The organism is Methylobacterium indicum (assembly GCF_001043895.1).
Classification (GTDB): Bacteria; Pseudomonadota; Alphaproteobacteria; order Rhizobiales; family Beijerinckiaceae; genus Methylobacterium; species Methylobacterium indicum.
Genome location: NZ_JTHF01000161.1, coordinates 1 through 19482 on the forward strand (window position 1 = coordinate 1; position 19482 = coordinate 19482).

Consider the following 19482-nt stretch of genomic DNA (forward strand, 5'->3'; position numbering starts at 1 on the left):
CCTCCCGGCTCCGCCCCCGCCTCCCGCGACCGGCGCCTCGGCTTTCGCCCGCGCGGCGCTCGTCGTCGGGCTCGGCGCCCTCGGGGTCTGGGTGCTGCATCCGTTCCTGCCGGCGCTGGTCTGGGCGGTGATCCTGGCGATCGCCCTGTGGCCGCTGCGCGAGCGGCTGGTGCGGTTCAAGCCGCCGGGCAAGCACAACCTGCTCTGGCCGGCTCTCCTCACGCTAGCGGTCGCCCTGGTGATCCTGGTGCCGCTGGTCGTCGTGGCGATCCAGGCGGCGCGGGAGGCGCACGATGCGGTGGCGTTCTGGCGCCAGATCGAGGAGCAGGGCTGGCCGGTCCCGGACTTCGTCTCCCGCCTGCCCTTCGGCGCCTCCCACGTCGCGGCCTGGTGGCAGGAGAACCTGAGCCACCCGCAGGGCTCGTCCGAGGTCCTGAAGCGCGTCGACCAGTCGATCAACCACTCGTCGCTCGTCGGATTCGGGCGCACCTTCGGCAGCCAGATCGTCCACCGGGCGATGCTGTTCGGCTTCACGCTGCTGACCCTGTTCTTCCTCTTCCGCGACGGGCCGGCGCTGGCCGCGCAGGGCCTGTCGGCGGCCCGCCGCCTGTTCGGCCCGCGGGGCGAGCGAGTGGCGCGCCAGATGGCGGCCTCGGTCCACGGCACCGTCGACGGCCTGGTGCTGGTCGGCCTCGGCGAGGGCTTCCTGCTCGGCGTGGTCTACTTCTTCGCCGGCGTGCCCCACCCGGTGCTGCTCGGCGCCTTCACGGCGCTCGCCGCGATGATCCCGTTCGGGGCGCCGGTCGCCTTCGGCCTCGCGGCGTTGCTCGCCGCCGCGCAGGGCGGTGTCACCGCGGCGATCGTGGTGGCGGTGGCCGGCCTCCTCGTCACCTTCGTGGCCGACCACTTCGTCCGCCCGGTGCTGATCGGCGGTGCTACCCGCCTGCCCTTCCTGTGGGTGCTGCTCGGCATCCTCGGCGGTGTCGAGAGTTTTGGCCTGCTGGGGCTCTTCCTGGGACCGGCCGTGATGGCGGCGTTGGTGTTGCTGTGGCGCGAGTATACGGCGGGCGACGACCGCACCGTCGCCTGATGCGCCCTGCCGAAGGATCCCCCTCCCCGATGAGAGTTCTGCTCGCCGCCTGCCTGCTCGCCGGCCTGTCCGCCGCCCCCGCCCTGGCGCAGTGGGACGACGACGTTTCCCACGCCCGGGGCCGCGGCATCGAGGACGAGGGCTACGGCCGGCGCGACCGGGACGGCCCGCGCTTTCGGGACGACGACGATGCGCGCGACCTCGACCGCCGCGACCGCCGGGCCTTCGGCCGGGACGACCCGGACGAGATCATGCCCCGGCGCCGCGACCGGGACCGCGACGACGACCGCCGCCGCCGCCGCGACTGGGACGACCGCGACCGGCGGGACGACCGGTTCCGGTCGGGAAGCCGCTACGACCCGTACGACCGCTTTCCTCCCTACGGCCCGCCCATCGCACCGCCCGCGTCCGGCGGGGTCTTCGTCGTGCCGCCGCCGATCCCCGGGGCGCGCCGCTAGAGCGCACCTGGTCGCCGTGCGACCGGTTTTGCTCTATGTTGTTGATATTAATACATTTTCCGAAGAAGCGCCGGTGCCGCTTCGTCGGAAAATGCCCTGGTGAACCTGATTTTCGTCGAGAGGTTGCGTTGAACGAAGCCCCTACCTCCCAGGCCCCTACCTCCCGGGCCCCAGCGCCCCGCGGCGAGCCCGCCCGCCGTCTCGCCGCCCTCGGCCTGACGTTGCCGCGGGTGCCCGAGCCCCGCGGCGCCTTCCTGCCGTTCTCGCGCATCGGCGCGACGCTGTGGCTCGCCGGGCAGATCTGCGAGTGGGAGGGAGAGGTGCGTTTCACCGGCCCGGTGACCGATATCGCGACGGGCCGGGACGCAGCGCGGATCTGCGCGCTGAACCTGCTGGCCTCCTTGAGCCTCGCCCTCGACGGCGACCTCGACCGGGTGGTGCGCTGCCACCGCCTCGGCGGCTTCGTGCAGGTGGAGCAGGGCTGGCCCGACGTGCCGAAGGCGGTGAACGGCGCCTCCGACCTGATGGCGGAGCTTTTTGGACAAGCCGGGCGTCACGCCCGCACGGCGATCGGCGTCGCCAGCCTGCCGGCCAATGCCAGCGTCGAGGTCGACGGGATCTTCGAGGTGCGCTGAAGCGCGGTCAGTGCGCGTCGCGCACGGCGCCGCCGGTATGGTAGCCGGCGGCCTGCTCGACCAGGGTGAGGATGTCGAGGGCGCGCCAGGGCTTAGGGATGAAGGTGGCCGACATCCGCAGGTCGCTCGGCTGGTCGCCGGCATCGCCCGAGGTCAGCAGCACGTGGACCCGCGGCCAGGTGACGCCGATGATCCGGGCGAGCTCGAAGCCGCCGATCTGACCCGGAGTCCGCACGTCCGAGAACACGACGTTCACCTCGTCGCCCCGCTCGCGCAGGATGGCGAGGGCTTTCTCGGCCGTCTCGGCCTCGATGACCCGGAAGCCCGTCTCCTCCAGCAGGGTAGCCGCCAGGAAACGCTCCTCCGGCTCGTCCTCGACGACCAGGATCACGGGCTGTGTCTTCGCGGCGGCGCTGGACTCGGTCATGAGCAGGGAACGAGCTTGCGGCCCACTGGTTGCATAGCTCCCGGGACCCTGCCTTCATCCTTTCCGAGGTGTTGCAGCAATGCAAGGGTTGCCGCAACGCCCCCGAGGAATCGACGGGACGTCAGGCGACGCCGTGCTGCCGGAACCACGCCAGCATCCGGCTCCAGCCCTCCTCCGCCGGGCCCTTGCGGTAGCTCGGGCGATAATCGGCGTGGAAGCCGTGGGGCGCGTCCGGGAAGATCACGATCTCGACGTCCTTGCCCGCTTCCTTGGCGGCGTCGCGGGCCTTCTCGACATCGGCGACCGGGATGCCGGTATCGGCGGCCCCATAGAGGCCGAGGATCGGCGCGCGGATGTCCGGGATCACGTCGGCGGCGGTCTTCGGCTGGATCCCGGTGCGGGTGCCGCCGAAATTGCCGTACCAGGCGACGCCGGCCTTCAGGTTGGCGCTGTGGGCGGCGTAGAGCCACACGGTGCGGCCGCCGCGGCACCAGCCGGTGATGCCGATCTTGCCCGCATCGCCCTTGGCCTCGGCCGCCGCCCAGGCGGCGGTGGCGTCGAGGTCGCCCATCACCTGCGCGTCCGGCGTCTTCGACACGACCTCGCGGACGATCTCCTGCACGTCGGTCATCTTGGAGACGTCGCCCTGGCGGGCGAAGAGCTCCGGCGCCACCGCGGTGTAGCCGGCCTTGGCGAGACGGCGGCAGATGTCCTTGATGTAGTCGTGGACGCCAAAGATCTCCTCGACCACGAGGACGATCGGGAACGGGCCCGCACCCTCGGGCATCGCCCGATAGGCCGGCATCGGCCCGTCGCCGACCGGGATCCGCACCTCGCCGGCGACGATGCCGGTCGCGTCGGTGTGGATCGCCTGCGCCTCGACCCGGGTGGTGGCCAGCGTCAGCCCGGTCATCAGGCTCGTCATCACGAAGCCGCGCCGGGAGAAGGGCGGGATCACCAGGCCGTCGAGCTGTTCGAGATCGGGCGATCCGCCTTGCCGTCCGTCTTGCCGCGCCACGTCGCTCGTTGCCATCCCGCGTCCTCCCGATCGGGTTTCGTCCCGCGGGCGCGATCATGCGGGCCGGCGCCGGAGGGGCAAGGGCGAACATGCTCCCCACGGTCACGATTCGGTCAGGCGCGGGTGAGGGCCTGCCAACGACGAAGGACCGCCCCCCGATCCGGGGAGCGGCCCTTCGTGCAGCCGGCGCGATCGACGCGCCGGGTCTCCGGGGTCCCTTGCCCAGAAGCGATTATTTGGCGTTGGTCGAACCCATCGGGGCGGTCGAGCCGGTCGACTTCGGCTCGGCCGGCGCCGGATAGGCCGGGTTGCCGGCCGGCACGCCGCCGCTGTTGGCCGACGAGACGCCGTTGGCGTTGCCGGTGGGCGAGCCGGTGATCTGCTGGCGCGAGGCGTCCTGGCTCTGGCTGGCGTAGTCCTTCGGGGCGTTCGCGCCGTTCCAGCCGAGCAGGGCCACCATGGCCACCGCGAGCAGGGCCAGGCTGCCGAGCAGCACGTAGAGGACGGGACGGCCCTTCGCGCCCTGGCGGGCCTCGGTCGGGGTCTCGACGGTGCGGTTGGGATCCATGGGGAACCTCGGGTTGAGGCCCGGCGGAGAATCTCGCCGAGCGGTGATCGTCATGACGGGCCAACGTCACCGATCGGCCGAGGTTCCTGGATGCCCGTGCGGCGGCGGCCTCTACTTCCCCGTCAGCAGCATGATCTTGCCGAGATGGGCGCTCGATTCCATCAGGGCATGGGCCTCCCGGGCCTGCTCCAGCGGGAAGGTGGCGTGGATCACCGGCTTCACCGTGCCGGATTCGAGCATCGGCCAGACCTCCCGGCGCAGGCCCTCGGCGATCGCCGCCTTCTGGGCGACGGTGCGCGGGCGCAGGGTCGAGCCGGTCACGGTGAGGCGCCGGATCATGATCGGCGTCAGGTTCAGGTTCTCGGCCTGGAACCCCTGCAGGAACGCGATGATGACGAGCCGGCCCTCCAGCGCCAGGGACTTCACGTTGCGCTCGAGATAGGCCGCGCCGACCATGTCGAGGATCACGTCGACCCCCTTGCCGTCGGTAAGCCGCTTCACCTCGGCGGCGAAGTCGGCCTCGCGGTAGTTGATGGCGTGATCGGCCCCGAGGGATTCGCAGAAGGCGCATTTCTCGGCCGAGCCGGCGGTGGCGAAGACCTCGGCGCCGAACCGCTTGGCGAGCTGGATCGCCGTCGAGCCGATGCCGCTCGACCCGCCATGGACCAGGAAGCGCTCGCTCTTTTGCAGACGCCCGCGCTCGAACACGTTGGTCCAGACCGTCCAGTAGTTCTCCGGCAGGCCGGCGGCCTCGACGAGGGAGAGCGGGCCGGGCCTGGGCAGGCACAAAGCGGCCTCCGCCACGGCGTACTCGGCGTAGCCGCCGCTGATCGTCAGGGCGCAGACCTCCTGACCCTCGCGCAGATCCGCGACGCCCTCCCCCAGGGCGACGATGCGCCCGGCGATCTCCAGGCCCGGCACGTCGGTGGCGCCGGGCGGCGGCGGGTACTTGCCGGCGCGCTGCTGGCAGTCGGGCCGGTTCACGCCGGCCGCCACGACCTCGACCAGCACTTGGTTCGGACCGGGGCGCGGCACCGGCACGGTCTCGATCCCGATCACCTCAGGCCCGCCGGACCCGTTGAAGCGGACCTGGCGCATGGTGGCGGGGATCGAGGGCATGGGCGGCTCCGGCAATGGCGGGGTGAGCGCCCTTACCTGCCGCGCGGGCCGGGAGCCGGCAAGGGGCAGGCGGCTCAGCGCGTGCCGTACATCCGGTCGCCCGCATCGCCCAGGCCCGGCAGGATGTAGCCGTGCTCGTTGAGGTGGCTGTCGATCGAGGCGGTCCAGACCGGCACGTCGGGGTGGGAGCCCTGGAACTTGGCGAGGCCCTCCGGAGCGGCGAGCAGGCAGACGAAGCGCAGGTCGCGGGCGCCGCGCTCCTTGAGCCGGTCGACCGCGGCGACCGCCGAGTTCGCCGTCGCCAGCATCGGGTCGAGGACCAGCACTGTGCGGTCGGCGAGATCGGACGGGGCCTTGAAGTAGTACTCCACCGCCTCGAGCGAATCCGGGTCGCGGTAGAGTCCGACATGGGCGACGCGGGCCGAGGGCAGGAGCGACAGCATCCCGTCGAGGAAGCCGACGCCGGCGCGCAGGATCGGCGCCAGGACGAGCTTCTTGCCGGCGATCTGCGCGCCCTGCATCGTCATCATCGGGGTCTCGATCTCGACCGGCTCCAGCGGCAGGTCGCGGGTGACCTCGTAGGCGAGCAGCATCCCGACCTCGTTCAGGAGCTGGCGGAAGCCCTTGGTCGAGCGCGCCTTGTCCCGCATCAGGGTCAGCTTGTGCTGGACCAGCGGGTGATCGACCACCGTCACCGGCGCCACACCCGTCTCCCCGCGCGCACCCGCACCCTGCATCGTCGTCTCCCCGCTCACGTTCACGCTCTCGAATGATGTCAGAATACGGTGCCGTCGCTGGCGATCGAGAGCGGCGGCGCGCCCTCCGGCCGCAGGGACTTCGCCAGGCGCCGGCCGGTGGCCCAGGTGCCGCCCTCCAGCACCTTGGCGAGCGGCAGGTCGGCCGGGTCCTCGATCTCCAGCCGCTCGCGGACCAGCGGCGCCAGCCGGTCGAGGAGCGCCACCGTGAGCGCCCGCCACTCGACGACGAGGCGCGACTCGACCGGGTGGGCCTGCGCGGCCTCCTCGGGCCGGCGCAGCGCCAGCACGCCGGTATCGAGGAAGAGGCCGCCGTTGCGGTACTCGGGCAGGCCTGTCAGGGCATCGAGGCCGGTGACGGTAAGGCCCGCCTCCTCCAGGGGCTCCAGGAGCGAGTAGGCGAGCCACTGCGACAGCTTGTGGAACGGCACCAGCCCCTCGGTCGGCCCCGTCCCGCCGGCGAGCGGATGCTTCCAGGTGTCGCCGAGATCGACCCCGTCGAGGACGATGCGGCCGGGCCAGATCGGGCCGAGATGGGTCAGCAGCACCTCCAGCACCGCCTCCGCCGGCACCTCGCCGTCGCGGGAGCGGGCCTTGATCCGGTCGAACAGGAAGCCGGGCCGCGCGTCGGGCCCGAAGCCCTCGGGGTCCGCCGCCGCGACCTGGCCGAGGCGGTTGAGGAGCGCGGTGCGGCCCGACAGGCCGACGAGGGGGTTGGTCGGGCCGGCCTGGAAGCCCTCGGCGAGCTCCGCCTCGGTCAGGCTGGCGAGCGCCCGCGCGTCGGCCCGGAACGGATCCTCGGGGGCGGAGGAGAAGAGGCCCGACACGAACATGTCGAAGCTCGCCACCGCCAGGCCTTCCGAGCGGGAATAGGTCTCGCCGGTGCGGCCCTCCTCGTAGCGCCAGGTCGGGCCGGCACCGGCATCGAGCAGCACGCTCACCACCACGAGGTCGAAGGCGGCGCGGGCCTGCTCGGCCGGGTCCTCGAAGGGCGCGGCGTGGACCAGCGAGCCCCAGCGCTCGAACCCGCCGACCGAGAAGTGGCGCCAGCGGGCGTGGTAGGGGATCGCGAGGTCGGGATAGGCCTCGCGGATGGTCTCCACCACCGCGTCGGCGCAAGGCCCGAGGCGGTCGAGGTCGACCACGAAGTGATCCAGCCGCCCGTCGAGCCCGGCCTGGAGCAGGGTCTCGGCGCGGGCGCGCACCGCCCGGGCCGAGAGCAGGCTGCGGGCGGTCGAAAACTCAGGCACGGGCATCTCCAGGGATAGTTCGCGTCGCCATCGGCGGCCTCGGATCCACGCGGTTCCTCAGAACCGCTCGAGGTCGCGGCCCTTCACGGTGTCGAGGGCCTCCGTGACGCCGTCCGGCGCGTAGTAGCCCGCCGCCTTCTTGGCTTCCATCTCGACGGAGGCGTCGGGCGGGATCAGGTCGGCCGGGATCGGCACCCGCTCGCCGACCTCGATGCCTGAGCCCGTGATGGCGTCGTACTTCATGTTCGACATCGACATCAGCCGGTCGATGCGGCGGATGCCGAGCCAGTGCAGCACGTCGGGCATCAATTGCTGGAAGCGGGCGTCCTGCACGCCGGCGACGCATTCGGTGCGCTCGAAGTAGGTGGCGGCGGAATCGCCCCCCTCCTGGCGCTTGCGGGCGTTGTAGACCAGGAACTTGGTCACCTCGCCGAGCGCCCGGCCCTCCTTGCGGTTGTAGACGATGACGCCGGTGCCGCCGGTCTGCGCCTCGCGCACGCATTCCTCGATGCCGTGGGTCAGGTAGGGCCGGCAGGTGCAGATGTCGGAGCCGAACACGTCGGAGCCGTTGCACTCGTCGTGGACCCGGCAGGCGATGCGCCGCCGCGGGTCGGACAGGCCCTCGATCTCGCCGACGACGTAGACGGTGCAGCCGCCGATCGGCGGCAGGAAGACCTGGAGGTCGGGCCGCGTCACGAGTTCCGGGAACATGCCGCCGGTCTGCTCGAACAGCGTGCGGCGCAGAGCGGTCTCGCTGGTGCCGAAGCGGGCGGCGACGCCCGGCAGGTACCAGACCGGATCGACCGCGATCTTGGTGACCGAGATGTCGCCCGAGCCGTGCAGCACGGTGCCGTCGGCGGCGAGCCGGTGCGCGCCCATCGCCGCCAGGATCTCGGGCAGGTTCAGCCGCGCCTTGGTGACCGCGATGGTCGGGCGGATGTCGGTACCGGTGCCGATCGCCTCGCGAAACACCTCGCCGGGCATGTGGCCCCAGGGATCGAGGGAGACGATTTTTTCCGGGTCGGCCCATTGCGGGTGCGGGCCGATGCCGACCACCGGGTGGGTGTTGGTGAGGTCGGGCCGCGCCAGGGGGTTCAGCGCCCGGCCGGCGATGGCGAGCGCCCGGTAGAGCGAGTAGGCGCCGCCATTGGCCCCGATCACGTTGCGGTCGGCCGGGTTGGTGACGGTGCCGATGATCGGCCCTCGCTCGCGCGGGTCGGCGGCGCCCCAGCGGATCGGCCAGCGGGCGGCGCCCGGCTCCGGGTGCGAGGTGAGCCGGATATGCGACGAGCGGTTGGAACTGGTCATGCGGACGCGCCGTCCTTCAACGGAGAAGGCTCCCCGCGGGGGCCGCGAGGAGCCTGTCGAGTGCTTGACCTGAACGAGGGTGGCCCAGCCGATTCGGCGCGTCAAGCTCAAGCCTGAGGCGCCGTTTCGCCCAATGGGGCGGCAGGACCGCCCCGTCGGGACCACCCTCCTCCGGTGATCAGAAGTTCGAGCCGGCGCGGCGGCGGGCCATGAAGGCGTCGAACTGCTCGCGGTCGCGGGCGCGCTTCAGCTCGTCCACGAACTCGGTGAAGGCGCGGCTCTCCTCCTCGAGGCGGCGGCGCTCCTCTTCGAGGCGCTCGATCTCCTTGCGGCGATACTCCTCGAAGGCCCAGTTGCCGCTGTCGTGGCGGGCGGCACCGAAGCCGGAGAAGCCGGAGAACCCGTTCCGGAAGGAGCGCTCGGCGAAGGACTTCATCTCGTTCAAGGCCGGGTATCCCATGAGCTTCCACACCACGTAGGCCGCGGCCAACGGCCACGCATAGATGAAACCGATCACGATCGCGCCGATCTCGAGGGAGCGGCGCGGGAACGGGCCGTTGCGGCAGGAGCGGCCGCTCGACCAGGGGGCAGAGGAATACGACACGGTGCGATCTCCCGCGGGATGTAAATGTGAACGACATTTACATGCGTGGTCCGACGAGCGGTTTCAAGGAGGGCGGCGCGGGGAAAATGCGCGATGTCGGATCGCGCCGCCCGCGGCAGCGGGTCAGGCGCGGCGATAGCCGGCAAAGCACAGACGTGATTTATGCGATGTAGAAACGTATCAATTACACTAAAGATACAAAATGTGCTGTCTAAACAACAACGTCGGGAAAGATAAATTATGACGATATTATGAACATGCGGGTCGGATGATCATTTTCTAATCGTCCGCTCCGGGGCGCCGGGCCGGAGGGCAGGCGGCTTTTCGGGGATCTCGCCATGCTCTTCAGACACAGCGTCTCGCTCGTCGCGCTCGCCGCCGCGGCCCTCTCGGCCGAGGGCGCCCACGCCCAGACCGCCACGATCGCGCCGACCAGCGCCAACGTGCTGAACCTCCTCAGCCCGTTCCTGAGCCTGAACGCCACGGCGACCGGGCGGGCGGCCCTGCAGGCGAACCTCGACCAGGCGGTTCGGTACAACAACACCGCGATCCTGCGCCAGCAGCAGCTCGCGATCAGCGACAAGAACCTGCTCGGCTCGGCGACGAACAATCTCGCGTCGGTGGGCCTCGGCCTCTACGGCGCCGGCGCCAACCTGGCCGGCGGCCTGCCGGCCCAGACCGTCATCAACGGCATCACGCCCCAGCAGCCGGTCGGCGGCCTCGGCCCGGTTCTGGGTCCGATCTACGTCGCCGGCAGCGCCGCGGGCACGAGCGGCCCCCTCGGCAGCGTCGTCAATCTGCTGGCGCGCGCCTACAGCTTCACCGGCAACGACCTCGGCGTCGCCAAGAACTACTTCGCCAACGGTGCCGCCAGCAACCCGAGCACCACACCTGCGGGCTACGTACCGGTCCCGGCCGCGGCGCCGCCCGGCTACACCATCCCGACCTTCAACGGCCTGCCCAACACCCGCGACAGCGTCTACGACCTCGCCTACGGCGTGACCAACACGCAGCCGGGCCAGGACGTCTACGGCTCCTCGCGCCCGATCCAGGTCGCGCAGGGCCGCTACACCATCTTCGATCCGACGGCCCTCAACGGCATCGCCACCAACCCGTCGTTCCCGAGCGGGCACACCACCTACGCCTTCACCGACGGGATCCTGCTGGCGATGACGACGCCGCAGGCCTACCGGAGCATGCTGCTGCGGGCCTCCGAGTACGGCGAGAGCCGCATCGTGCTCGGCGTGCATTACCCGCTCGACATCATCGGCGGCCGGGCCCTGGCGACCTACGACCTGGCGCAGGCCTTCACCAACCCGCTCTACCTCAACAACGCCGGCACCACCGGCACGGCCATCGACCTGCCGAGCCTGTACACTCAGGCATCGAGCCAGATGCAGAGCTATCTTGCGGCCCAGTGCGGCGCGTCGGTAGCGAGTTGCGCGGCGAGCGCGGCCAGCACCACGAACAACCCCTACCTGCCGTCGGCGGCGAACCAGACCCTCTACCAGCAGCGCCAGAGCTTCGGCCTGCCGACCCTGACCTTCGCGCAGGCGCCCCGCGAGGCGGCGCCTTCGGGCGGGCCCGACGCCTCGATCCTGCTCGCCCCGATCTACTGCGGCAGCTCCGCCGCGGCCCAGCGCATCGCTCCGACCGGCGGTCTCGCCGGCAGCCTCGCCACCGACACGATCAACCAGATCGTCGTCAACACCGAGTCGAATGCGATCGCGGCGCTCTACGGCACGCCGCTGAGCTACTGGAGCCGCGTCGACCTGTATTCGGCTGCCGGCTATTTCGGGAACGTGATCGGCACGGTGCAGATGGCCGCCGACGACCGGCTCACCACCGACGTCACGGTCGGCAACACGGGCGCGCTCTACGCCAACGGCACCATCGCCGGCCAGGTCACGGTCGGCGCCGGCGGCCTGCTCGGCGGCACCGGCACGGTCGGCGGCGTGACGGCGCAATCCGGCGGCACAATCGCCCCCGGCAATTCCATCGGCACCCTGACCGTCGCCGGCAACGCCGCCTTCGCGCAGGGCTCGACCTTCCAGGTCGAGGCGAACGCCGCCGGCCAGTCCGACCGCCTCGCCGTCACCGGCGCCGCCACCCTCCAGGGCGGCACCGTCCAGGTGCTGGCCTCGAGCGGCACCTACAACCCGCGCACCCAGTACACGATCCTGTCGGCCGGCACCGGCGTCTCCGGCACCTTCGCGGGCGTCTCCTCCAACCTCGCCTTCCTCACCCCGACGCTGCGCTACCAGCCCGCCGAGGTCGATCTCACGCTCACCCGCAACGACGTCGCCTTCGCCGCCATCGCCCGGACCCGCAACCAGGCCGCCGTGGCGAACGCGATCCAGGGCGCTGGCGCGGGATCGGGCGTCTACGACCGCACGGTGGGGCTGACCACGCCGGAGGCCGTCACCGCCTTCCAGGCGCTCACCGGCGACATCCACGCCAGCGCGGTCTCGGCCGCCTACGAGACCGCCTTCTTCGTCCGCGAAGCCATCCTCGACCGGCTGCGCTGGTCGGGCGAGGCCACCCGCGACTACGGGAACCTCCCCGCCACCTACACCGCCGACCTCCCCGGACGGGCCGCGCCCGTCGCCCCGGTGCCGGTGCGGGTGCTCGATCCCCGGGTCTTCGGTCTCTGGGGCCAGGGCTTCGGCAGCTTCGGCCAGGCGCGCAACGATGGGAATGCCGTCACCCTCAACCGCGACACCGCCGGCTTCGTGCTCGGCGCCGATGTCCGGCTCGAGAGCGGCATCCGCCTCGGCGTGGCCGGCGGCTACACCCGCACCACTCTCGATGCGCCCGGCCAGACGGCGAGCGGGTCGATCGAGAGCGGGTTCGGCGGCGTCTACGGCGGGTACGAGGCCGGCCCGTTCGCCCTGCGGCTCGGCGCAGTGTACGCCGACAACAGCCTGCGCCTGCGCCGCTCCGTGGTGTTTCCCGGCGTCTCCGAGACCGAGAGCGCCCGCTACGGCGGATCGACCGTGCAGGGCTTCGGCGAGATCGGCTACCGGATCGCCCTCGCGGCGGGGACGCTCGGCAAGGCCTCCGCGTCCTTTATCGAGCCGTTCGTCGGCGGGGCCTATGTCGGCATCGACCGGGACCGGTTCGCCGAGACCGGCGGCGTGGCGGCCCTGAGCGGTGCCTCGCGGCTCGCCGAGATCCCGACGCTGACGGCGGGTGTCCGCGGGCAGACCGAGGTGGATCCGGGCTTCGGCGCGCCGGTGTCGCTGCACGGGCTGGTGGGCTACCGCCGCGCCTTCGGGGACGTGATCCCGACGGCGCTCCTGGCCTTCGGGACCGGCCCGAGCTTCGTGACCGCGGGGATCCCGATCAGCCGGGACGCGCTGGTGGCCTCGGCGGGCCTCGACCTGCGGGTGTCGCAGGCGGCGACGATCGGCGTGTCCTATACCGGTCAAGTCGGGTCGCGGGCCGAGGACCACGCGGTGAAGGGCAGCTTCACCTACCGGTTCTGACCTGACGCGGCTTCGACGGATAAAGGGCGCGGCGCGAGCCGCGCCTTTCCCCGTCACGGGCTCGGCGGCGCCATCCCCTTCTCCGCCAGGACCGGCGCGGCGCCGGGGCCGGCGAGGTCATGCAGGAGCACCGACGCGGCCTCGGCCGCGCCCGCCGGGACCATGCCCGCATAGATCGTGAAGGTCTGCACCTCCGCGGGGATCGGGCCGACGAGGCGGGCGCCCCCGACCGCCAGCAGCTCGCTCGTCTGCTGCAAGGCCAGGTCCGCCTCACCGGTGACGAGGCGCGCGGCGGCGAGCCCTCCCCGCACCAGCACCAGCTTCCCCTTCATCGCCTCCGCGATGCCGAGGCGCTCGAACAGCCCCGCGAGGTAGATCCCGCTCGATCCGCCGGAGGCCGGATCGACCATCGCCACCGCGCGGGCCCGCAGCAGCGCCTCGCGAAAGCCCGCCACCGTCCCGATGTCGGGCGCGGGCGCCCCGTCGCGCACCGCGACGCCGATCCCGACCTGGGCGAGCGGCACCGGCGGCGCGCCGGACAGGCGGCCGTCCCGGATCAGCGCGTCGAACCCGCCCGGCGTCAGCACCACGAGGTCGGCCCGGGCCCCGTCGCGGATCGCCTGCGCCACCGCGCCGGCGGTCTCGTTGCGGATCGCGACGTGATGGCCGGTGCGCCGCTCGAATGCCGGGACCAGAGCGGCGGCGACGGGCTTGTAGGCCCCCGTGGTGAGGAGCGTGATCTCGGCCGCCGGCGCAGGCGTGGCGAGGGCGAAGCAGCCGGCCGCGCTCGCGCGCAGCAGGGCTCGGATCAGGATCGTGGCGCGGCGCATGGGCGGAGGCTCCCGGCGGGTGGGCCGTGTCCCCGGCCCCTGCCCCATCGGTAGCCGACCACCCTCGCCTTCAGCGAGCGAAATCCGAGAAACCGCCGGTGACGGCGCCCGAGGCCGCGAGCGCCGCCCGGCTCGCCGGCGCCGTGAGGGCCGCCAGCTCCTCGGCATAGGCGTAGCCCGGCGCCTCGCCCGGAAAACCGCCCGCGGTGGCGGGGTGCAGGTAGAGTTCGGTCAGCCCGTCCGGCAGGTGGCGCAGCAGGCCCTCGACCCGGGCGGGCGTCATCGCGCCCGACCAGGCGAGGCCGAGCACCCCGTCGGGCACCGTGAGGCCGGCGCGCCGCGCCCGCCAGCCGAGCAAAGCCGCCCAGGGGGCGGTGTCGAGGGCGAGGCCGGGCTTCGCCCCCGGCTCGGCCCGGCGCAAGGCGTCCCGCGATTCCCGCGGCACCCGGATCGCCTGCATGCCGAAGTCGCGCCCGATCCTCAGCACCATCCCGGCGATGATAGGGTGGACGTGGAAGTGCTTGTGCGCGTTCACGTGGTCGAGGGGCAGCCCGGTCGCGCGAAACGCTTCGAACTGCGCCCGGATCTCGGCGGCGAGCTGGCGGCGGGCGCGGGCGTTGCGCGCCAGGTCGAGTCCGAGCTTGGCCTGATCGGCCCGCATCAGCCCGGCGCCGTCCACGAGATCCGGCAGGTCGGAGGCCGGCAGGGTCGGCCAGGCCTCGACCATCACGAGGTGGAGGCCGACCCGCAGGGACGGCATCGCGCGGGCCCGGGCCACCGCGTCGGCGGCGGCGGGCGCGGACACCATCAGGCTGGCAGTCGTGAGGATGCCGTCGCGGTGCGTCCGCTCCACCGCCTCGTTGACCTGGGGCGACAGGCCGAAATCGTCGGAGGTGACGACGAGGCGCTTGGCGGATGTGGGCGTGCTCATGCTCGGTCTCGTGACGTGAAAGAGCCTCCCCGTCCGGCCGGACGGAGAGGCTCGCACCCGCTTCAGGCGGGACGACTAGAGCACTTCACGATCGCGCTGCAATCGCGAAGTTCTCTACGTCTTCGTTTTGCCGCATTTTCTTCGACGAACCGGCATCCACTTCGTCGGAAAATGCTCTAGTCTCCAGGACGCTTACGCCGCCTTCTTGGCGACGCCCTGGCGCTCGCGCAGGAAGTGCCAGAACTCGACGCCCTCGCGCAGGCGGCGCTTCATCATGTCGGGCGAGCGCACCATCTCGCTGACGATCGAGGCGATCTTCGGGGCGCGGAAGTAGAACTTCTTGTAGAACGCCTCGACCGAGTTGAAGATCTCGGTGTGCGACAGGTGCGGGTAGTGCAGCGGCGCGATCTGCACGCCGTTCTCGTCGACGAGCTCGGCGTTGTCCTTGTCGAGCCAGCCGTTCTCCACCGCCTGCTTGTACAGGAAGGTGCCCGGATAGGGCGCGGCGAGCGAGACCTGGATGGTGTGCGGGTTGATCCGCTTGGCGAAGGCGATCGTCTCCTGGATCGTCTCGCGGGTCTCGCCCGGCAGGCCGAGGATGAAGGTGCCGTGGATGGCGATGCCGAGCTCGTGGCAATCCTTGGTGAACCGCTCGGCGACCTCGACCCGCATGCCCTTCTTGATGTTGTTGAGGATCTGCTGGTTGCCCGACTCGTAGCCGACGAGCAGCAGTCGCAGGCCGTTGGCCTTGAGCACCTCGAGGGTCTTGCGCGGGACGTTCGCCTTGGCGTTGCACGACCAGGTCACGCCGAGCTTGCCGAGCTCGCGGGCGATTTCTTCCGCGCGCGGCAGGTTGTCGGTGAAGGTGTCGTCGTCGAAGAAGAACTCCTTGGTCTGGGGGAACTCCTTCAGGCAGTACTTGATCTCCTCGATCACGTGCGCGACCGAGCGGGTGCGGTAGGTGTGCCCGCCGACCGTCTGCGGCCACAGGCAGAACGTGCAGCGCGACTTGCAGCCCCGGCCCGAATAGAACGAGATGTAGGGGTGCTTGAGGTACCCGATGAAGTACTTCTCCATCTCCAGGTCGCGCTTGTAGACCGAGGTCACGAACGGCAGCTGGTCCATGTCGGTCATGATCTCGCGGTCCTCGTTATGGACCACGACGCCGTCGGCGTTGCGGTACGAGAGACCCTTGATCTCCGCCATCGGCACGCCCTCGGCGACCTCCTTGACGGTGAAGTCGAACTCGTTGCGGGCGCAGAAATCGACCGCCGGGGCCTGGGCCATCGAGCCGGCGGCGTCGACCGCGACCTTGGCGCCGATCAGGCCGGCGATCAGCTTCGGGTTCTTGGCCTTCAGCGCCTCGATGGTCTTCACGTCCGACTTGAAGGACGGCACCGAGGTGTGCAGCACCACGAGGTCGAAGTCGTCGGCCTGGGCCACGATCTCCGGCAGCTTGATGTCGTGCGGGGGGGCGTCGATCAGCTTGGAGTTCGGCACCAGGGCGGCCGGCTGGGCGAGCCAGGTCGGGTACCAGAACGACTTGATCTCGCGCTTGGCCTGGTAGCGCGAGCCGGCGCCGCCGTCGAAGCCGTCGAAGGTGGGGGCCTGGAGGAAGAGGGTCCGCATCATCGGGAGTGTCGTCTTCTTGATCGGGGCCGCGTGCGGCCGGTGGGGCCGCGTCGCGGCCGGTGAGGCCGCCGGGCGGCCCGATGGCTGTCGTTCAGGTCGAGGGAGCGCCGGATTCGCGGGCGAGGCCGGATTCCGGGATCAGCGTACCGTCCGCAACGACCCGATAATCATGACCTTTCCAAGTCACGGCGCCGGAGGCGAAGCACCAGACGAAGCCGGCGAAGGACAGGAGGTCGCGGATCGGCAAGAGCCAGTACGGGTGCGGCTCGAGGCCGAAGGCCCGCTCGACCCGCATGCACAGCACGATCCGGCAGGCGAGCGCCAGCGCCGCGGTGGCGAGCGTGTAGGCTCCGGCATCCGGCAGCAGCGCGGCGATCAGCGCCAGCGGGAAGGCGTGGGTGACGAGGGTGCCGGCATAGCCCGCCGGATCGACGTTGCGGATGGTGCGGTTCCACCGCGTCTCGTGGCGCCACAGGCCGGAAAGCGAGGTGTCGACGCAGGTATGCCCGATGGTGAAGTTCGGGATCGCCACGATCCCGCCCTCGGCCCGCAAAGCCGCCCCGAGCGCGTAGTCGTCGGCGAGGTCGTCGCGGATCGATTCGAAGCCGCCGATGCGGGCAAGGCACGCGGTGCGGAACGCGATGGTCGAGCCGAAGCACGGATCGGCAAGCTTGAGGCCCGTGCCCATCAGGACGTTGGGCAGGAACTGGGTGTCGATGGCGAGCGTCGAGAGATGCGCCCAGACGCCCTGATTCGCCGGCACGCCGTGGTAGAGGCAGGTGACGCCGGAGACCCCCGGGCGGGCCAGCTCGGCGACGATGCGCTCGAGGTAGTCGGGTGCCACCACCATGTCGCTGTCGGCCAGCACCACGATCTCGTGGGCGATGAGCCCCGCCATGTTGATCAGGTTCGAGACCTTGCGGTTCGCGCCGTGCTGGCGGGCGTCGATCACGAGGTCGATGCGCAGGGACGGGTGCTCGGCCTGGAGCCGGTGCACCACGGCGATCGCCGGGTCGGCGGCGTTCTGCACCCCGAAGATCACCTGCACGGCGCCCGCATAGGCCTGGGTGCAGAAGGTCGTCAGGTTGTGGTGCAGGTTCGGCTCGTCGCCGCAGAGCGGCTTGAGCAGGGTCACGGAGGGGCGGGCCGTCTCCGCGGGCAGGCGCGGCACCGGCCGCCGGGCGAGCCGTCCGGCGAGCCAGGCGGTGGTCAGGCCGTAGCCGCACCCGGCGAGCGCCAGGACGAGCAGGAGGGTGGAGATCCAGGTCCAATCCATGGCGATCCCTGGGAGGAGTTGGCGGCGCTGGGTGCGCGGCGAGCAGTCTTGTTGAGGATGCCGGTCCGAGGGTTGACGGCCGGTATGCCGCCGGCCGTCGGGAGGCGGGCCGGCGCTTATTTGGCCTTGGGGGCCGGCGCCGCGAGCATCGTCTCGGTGGACTTCTTCAGGTGGGCGAGCAGGCCGTCGGCCCCGCCCTCCTGCAGCGGCTCGGAAAAGCCGGTGCGCAGGGTGCCGGCCTCGCTCACCGTCCCCTGGAGGTAGACGTCGGTGATGCGGTTCTCGGCGTTCAGCACGTAGTCGACCGGGGAGGTGTCGCCGCTGCCGTCCGTCACCGTGACGTGCACGATGCGGCCGGCCCCGCGGGCCTCGCTCTTCGGGTCGATGGCGAAGGTGCTGCCGGCCGCGGCGCTGAGCCGCGTGGCGTAGGTCGCCGACAGGTAGGGGCCGAAGGCTGCGGTCAGCTCCTGCTGCTTGGCCGCCGGAATGTCCTTCCAGCGGGTGCCGACCCCCAGGCGCAGCATCGCCGGCAGGTCGAAGGTCTCCTTCATCGGGCCGGACAGGATTTCGGCCCGGGCGCGCACGTCGCCGGCCTTCAGCGCCGCCTCGAGGGCGTCGGTCATCTTGCGCACGGTCGCGACCGCCGGGTCGCCCTCCCCGGCCGCAGCCGCGGGGGAAGCGGGGGCGGGCGTCTGGGCCAGGGCCGGCAGAGCCGCCGCCAGGCAGGCGGCGATCGTCAGGCTGCGCAGGGTCTCGCGTCGGGTCTGCACCAGGTCACTCTCCTTTGCCGTCGGCGGGCGCCGCGGCATAGCCGAAGGCGGGCGCGTGAGTCCCGCCGCCGTGGGCCCGGCGCGGGCGCGTGAACGCCCGCAGGGCCGCGCCGATCCCGGCCGCCGGGCGGCGGCCCGGCTCGGTCTTGTCGTCTTCCATCGCGTGCCAGAGCATCAGGCTCGGCAGGCCGACCGCGAGGTCCGCCAGCCGCTTGATCAGCGACAGGGCGAGCGCCGCCTCGGCCGGGATGCCGAACACCGCGCAGAGCGCGATCAGGCCACCCTCCTGGGCCCCGAGCGCGCCCGGTACCGCGAAGGCGGCGCCGCGCACGGCCTGGGCCAGGCTCTCGATCACGATCGCCTCGAGGAAGCCGACCTCGTAGCCCATGAAGCGCAGGGCGATCCAGACCTCGAGGGTGCCGATGATCCAGCCGAACAGATGCGTGCCGATGGCGGTGAGAATGCGGCCGCGGGCGGCGTAGAGGCCGCGCAGGCGCTCGAACAGCACGTCGACCGCGCCGAAGATCCGCCATTCGCGCCCGCTGGCGAAGCGGTTGATCGCGGCCTGGAGCAGGCTCTGCCCGAAGCGGCGCTGGATCAGGTAGAAGGCCAGCAGCGCCGGCGCCGCCACGACGAGGCCGAGGCCCACGTAATGCACGATCGGCCCGTCGCCGCCGAGCGCCACCAGGATGCCGAGGCCGGCGACCGTGAACAGGAACTGGGTGAGCGCCTGGACCATCAGGTCGACGAGGGTCGTCGCCCCCGACAGCGCGCCCGAGACCCGGTAGCGGGTGAGGAGCCGCGCGCCGATCAGGTCGCCGCCGACCTGGGCGACGGGAAGCAGGGTGTTGACCCCCTCGCGCACGAAGCGCACGTTGACGCAGTCGCGCAGCAGCGGCCTCTCGCCGCGGGGAAACACCACCCACCAGCCCAAGCCCGCCCAGGCCACGGCGACGAAGCGCGCCACGACGACCAGCACCGCACCCCAGCCCGACGCCCACAGGGCCGCCGCGACCGCCTCCGGCCCCGAGGAGACGAACAGGCCGATCACGGTGCAAAGGCCGGCGATCAGGCCCAGTGTCGTCAGTCGCTTCATGACCCTCTTTCACTCGTCGCGGCGGCGGCCCCGGGGGCGCGCCATTCCGGCAACGGAGTCGAAACAAAGCAGCGCCGTTGCATCCCGGCACGTTGCAGCTTTGATGGGCCCTGTCTATCACCGCCCGGACACAGTGCCGGTGAAAGCGGCACGATCCGCGGGCGCGGCGAGCCCGCCCAAGCATCGCCGCAAGCCTATGTTATGGCGCGTCTTCCAGACCGGCCGGC

General features: G+C 71.5%; 18 protein-coding genes. 4 read left to right on the plus strand and 14 right to left on the minus strand.

From position 1 onward, the window contains the following. The 3 genes from QR78_RS19155 to QR78_RS19165 form a co-directional block, all read left to right on the plus strand. The coding region (locus QR78_RS19155) for an AI-2E family transporter (protein WP_048429163.1) at nucleotides 1-1090 on the plus strand (1090 nt) is incomplete at its 5' end. A gap of 29 nt (nucleotides 1091-1119) precedes the next feature. After that, nucleotides 1120-1548, plus strand: a complete 429-nt coding sequence (locus tag QR78_RS19160; protein ID WP_053220984.1) for a hypothetical protein — start codon at nucleotides 1120-1122, stop codon at nucleotides 1546-1548. Nucleotides 1549-1676: 128 nt separating this feature from the next. Beyond that, nucleotides 1677-2183 carry a RidA family protein gene (locus QR78_RS19165; RefSeq protein WP_244278489.1) on the plus strand — a complete coding sequence of 169 codons (507 nt, stop codon included), beginning with the start codon at nucleotides 1677-1679 and terminating at the stop codon, nucleotides 2181-2183. A 7-nt stretch (nucleotides 2184-2190) separates the two neighbouring features. Here QR78_RS19165 and QR78_RS19170 read toward each other — a convergent pair whose 3' ends face one another. The 8 genes from QR78_RS19170 to QR78_RS19205 all read right to left on the minus strand — a co-directional run bounded on the left by QR78_RS19170 (nucleotide 2191) and on the right by QR78_RS19205 (nucleotide 9232). Next, the gene (locus tag QR78_RS19170; protein ID WP_048429164.1) at nucleotides 2191-2610 is read right to left on the minus strand and encodes a response regulator; all 420 of its coding nucleotides are present in this window, start codon (nucleotides 2608-2610) and stop codon (nucleotides 2191-2193) included. Nucleotides 2611-2731: 121 nt separating this feature from the next. Then, nucleotides 2732-3643, minus strand: a complete 912-nt coding sequence (locus QR78_RS19175; RefSeq protein WP_141657720.1) for a dienelactone hydrolase family protein — start codon at nucleotides 3641-3643, stop codon at nucleotides 2732-2734. A gap of 217 nt (nucleotides 3644-3860) precedes the next feature. Further along, nucleotides 3861-4196: a hypothetical protein gene (locus tag QR78_RS19180; protein ID WP_048429165.1), complete on the minus strand. Its 336-nt coding sequence runs from the start codon at nucleotides 4194-4196 to the stop codon at nucleotides 3861-3863. A 111-nt stretch (nucleotides 4197-4307) separates the two neighbouring features. Beyond that, the gene (locus QR78_RS19185) at nucleotides 4308-5315 is read right to left on the minus strand and encodes an NAD(P)H-quinone oxidoreductase (protein ID WP_048429166.1); all 1008 of its coding nucleotides are present in this window, start codon (nucleotides 5313-5315) and stop codon (nucleotides 4308-4310) included. Between the two features lie 74 nt (nucleotides 5316-5389). Beyond that, nucleotides 5390-6052 (minus strand): uracil phosphoribosyltransferase, encoded by a 663-nt coding sequence (gene upp, locus QR78_RS19190; RefSeq protein WP_048429167.1) that lies wholly within the window; start codon nucleotides 6050-6052, stop codon nucleotides 5390-5392. Nucleotides 6053-6090: 38 nt separating this feature from the next. Beyond that, nucleotides 6091-7326: a URC4/urg3 family protein gene (locus QR78_RS19195; protein ID WP_048429168.1), complete on the minus strand. Its 1236-nt coding sequence runs from the start codon at nucleotides 7324-7326 to the stop codon at nucleotides 6091-6093. Nucleotides 7327-7377: 51 nt separating this feature from the next. Further along, nucleotides 7378-8628: a GTP cyclohydrolase II gene (locus tag QR78_RS19200; RefSeq protein ID WP_048429169.1), complete on the minus strand. Its 1251-nt coding sequence runs from the start codon at nucleotides 8626-8628 to the stop codon at nucleotides 7378-7380. A 178-nt stretch (nucleotides 8629-8806) separates the two neighbouring features. Further along, a complete protein-coding gene (locus QR78_RS19205; protein WP_048429170.1) occupies nucleotides 8807-9232 on the minus strand; it encodes a DUF2852 domain-containing protein in 426 nt (141 codons plus the stop codon). A 338-nt stretch (nucleotides 9233-9570) separates the two neighbouring features. Here QR78_RS19205 and QR78_RS36520 point away from each other — a divergent pair, with 338 nt between their 5' ends. Next, nucleotides 9571-12720, plus strand: coding sequence for an autotransporter family protein (locus QR78_RS36520; RefSeq protein WP_048429171.1), 3150 nt, complete (start codon nucleotides 9571-9573; stop codon nucleotides 12718-12720). Nucleotides 12721-12773: 53 nt separating this feature from the next. Here QR78_RS36520 and QR78_RS19215 read toward each other — a convergent pair whose 3' ends face one another. The 6 genes from QR78_RS19215 to QR78_RS19240 all read right to left on the minus strand — a co-directional run bounded on the left by QR78_RS19215 (nucleotide 12774) and on the right by QR78_RS19240 (nucleotide 19255). Further along, the gene (locus QR78_RS19215; protein ID WP_053220985.1) at nucleotides 12774-13550 is read right to left on the minus strand and encodes a molybdate ABC transporter substrate-binding protein; all 777 of its coding nucleotides are present in this window, start codon (nucleotides 13548-13550) and stop codon (nucleotides 12774-12776) included. Between the two features lie 70 nt (nucleotides 13551-13620). Continuing rightward, complete coding sequence (hpnK, locus tag QR78_RS19220; RefSeq protein ID WP_048429172.1) at nucleotides 13621-14481, minus strand: hopanoid biosynthesis-associated protein HpnK; 861 nt, start codon at nucleotides 14479-14481, stop codon at nucleotides 13621-13623. Between the two features lie 192 nt (nucleotides 14482-14673). Beyond that, a complete protein-coding gene (gene hpnJ / locus QR78_RS19225; RefSeq protein WP_048429196.1) occupies nucleotides 14674-16110 on the minus strand; it encodes a hopanoid biosynthesis associated radical SAM protein HpnJ in 1437 nt (478 codons plus the stop codon). Between the two features lie 94 nt (nucleotides 16111-16204). Next, on the minus strand, nucleotides 16205-17389 hold the full coding sequence (gene hpnI / locus QR78_RS19230) for a bacteriohopanetetrol glucosamine biosynthesis glycosyltransferase HpnI (protein ID WP_048429173.1): 1185 nt from the start codon (nucleotides 17387-17389) through the stop codon (nucleotides 16205-16207). Between the two features lie 116 nt (nucleotides 17390-17505). Next, nucleotides 17506-18159, minus strand: a complete 654-nt coding sequence (locus QR78_RS19235) for an MlaC/ttg2D family ABC transporter substrate-binding protein (RefSeq protein WP_244276457.1) — start codon at nucleotides 18157-18159, stop codon at nucleotides 17506-17508. A 4-nt stretch (nucleotides 18160-18163) separates the two neighbouring features. Beyond that, nucleotides 18164-19255: a lysylphosphatidylglycerol synthase domain-containing protein gene (locus tag QR78_RS19240; protein WP_048429174.1), complete on the minus strand. Its 1092-nt coding sequence runs from the start codon at nucleotides 19253-19255 to the stop codon at nucleotides 18164-18166. Nucleotides 19256-19482: the final 227 nt, after the last annotated feature.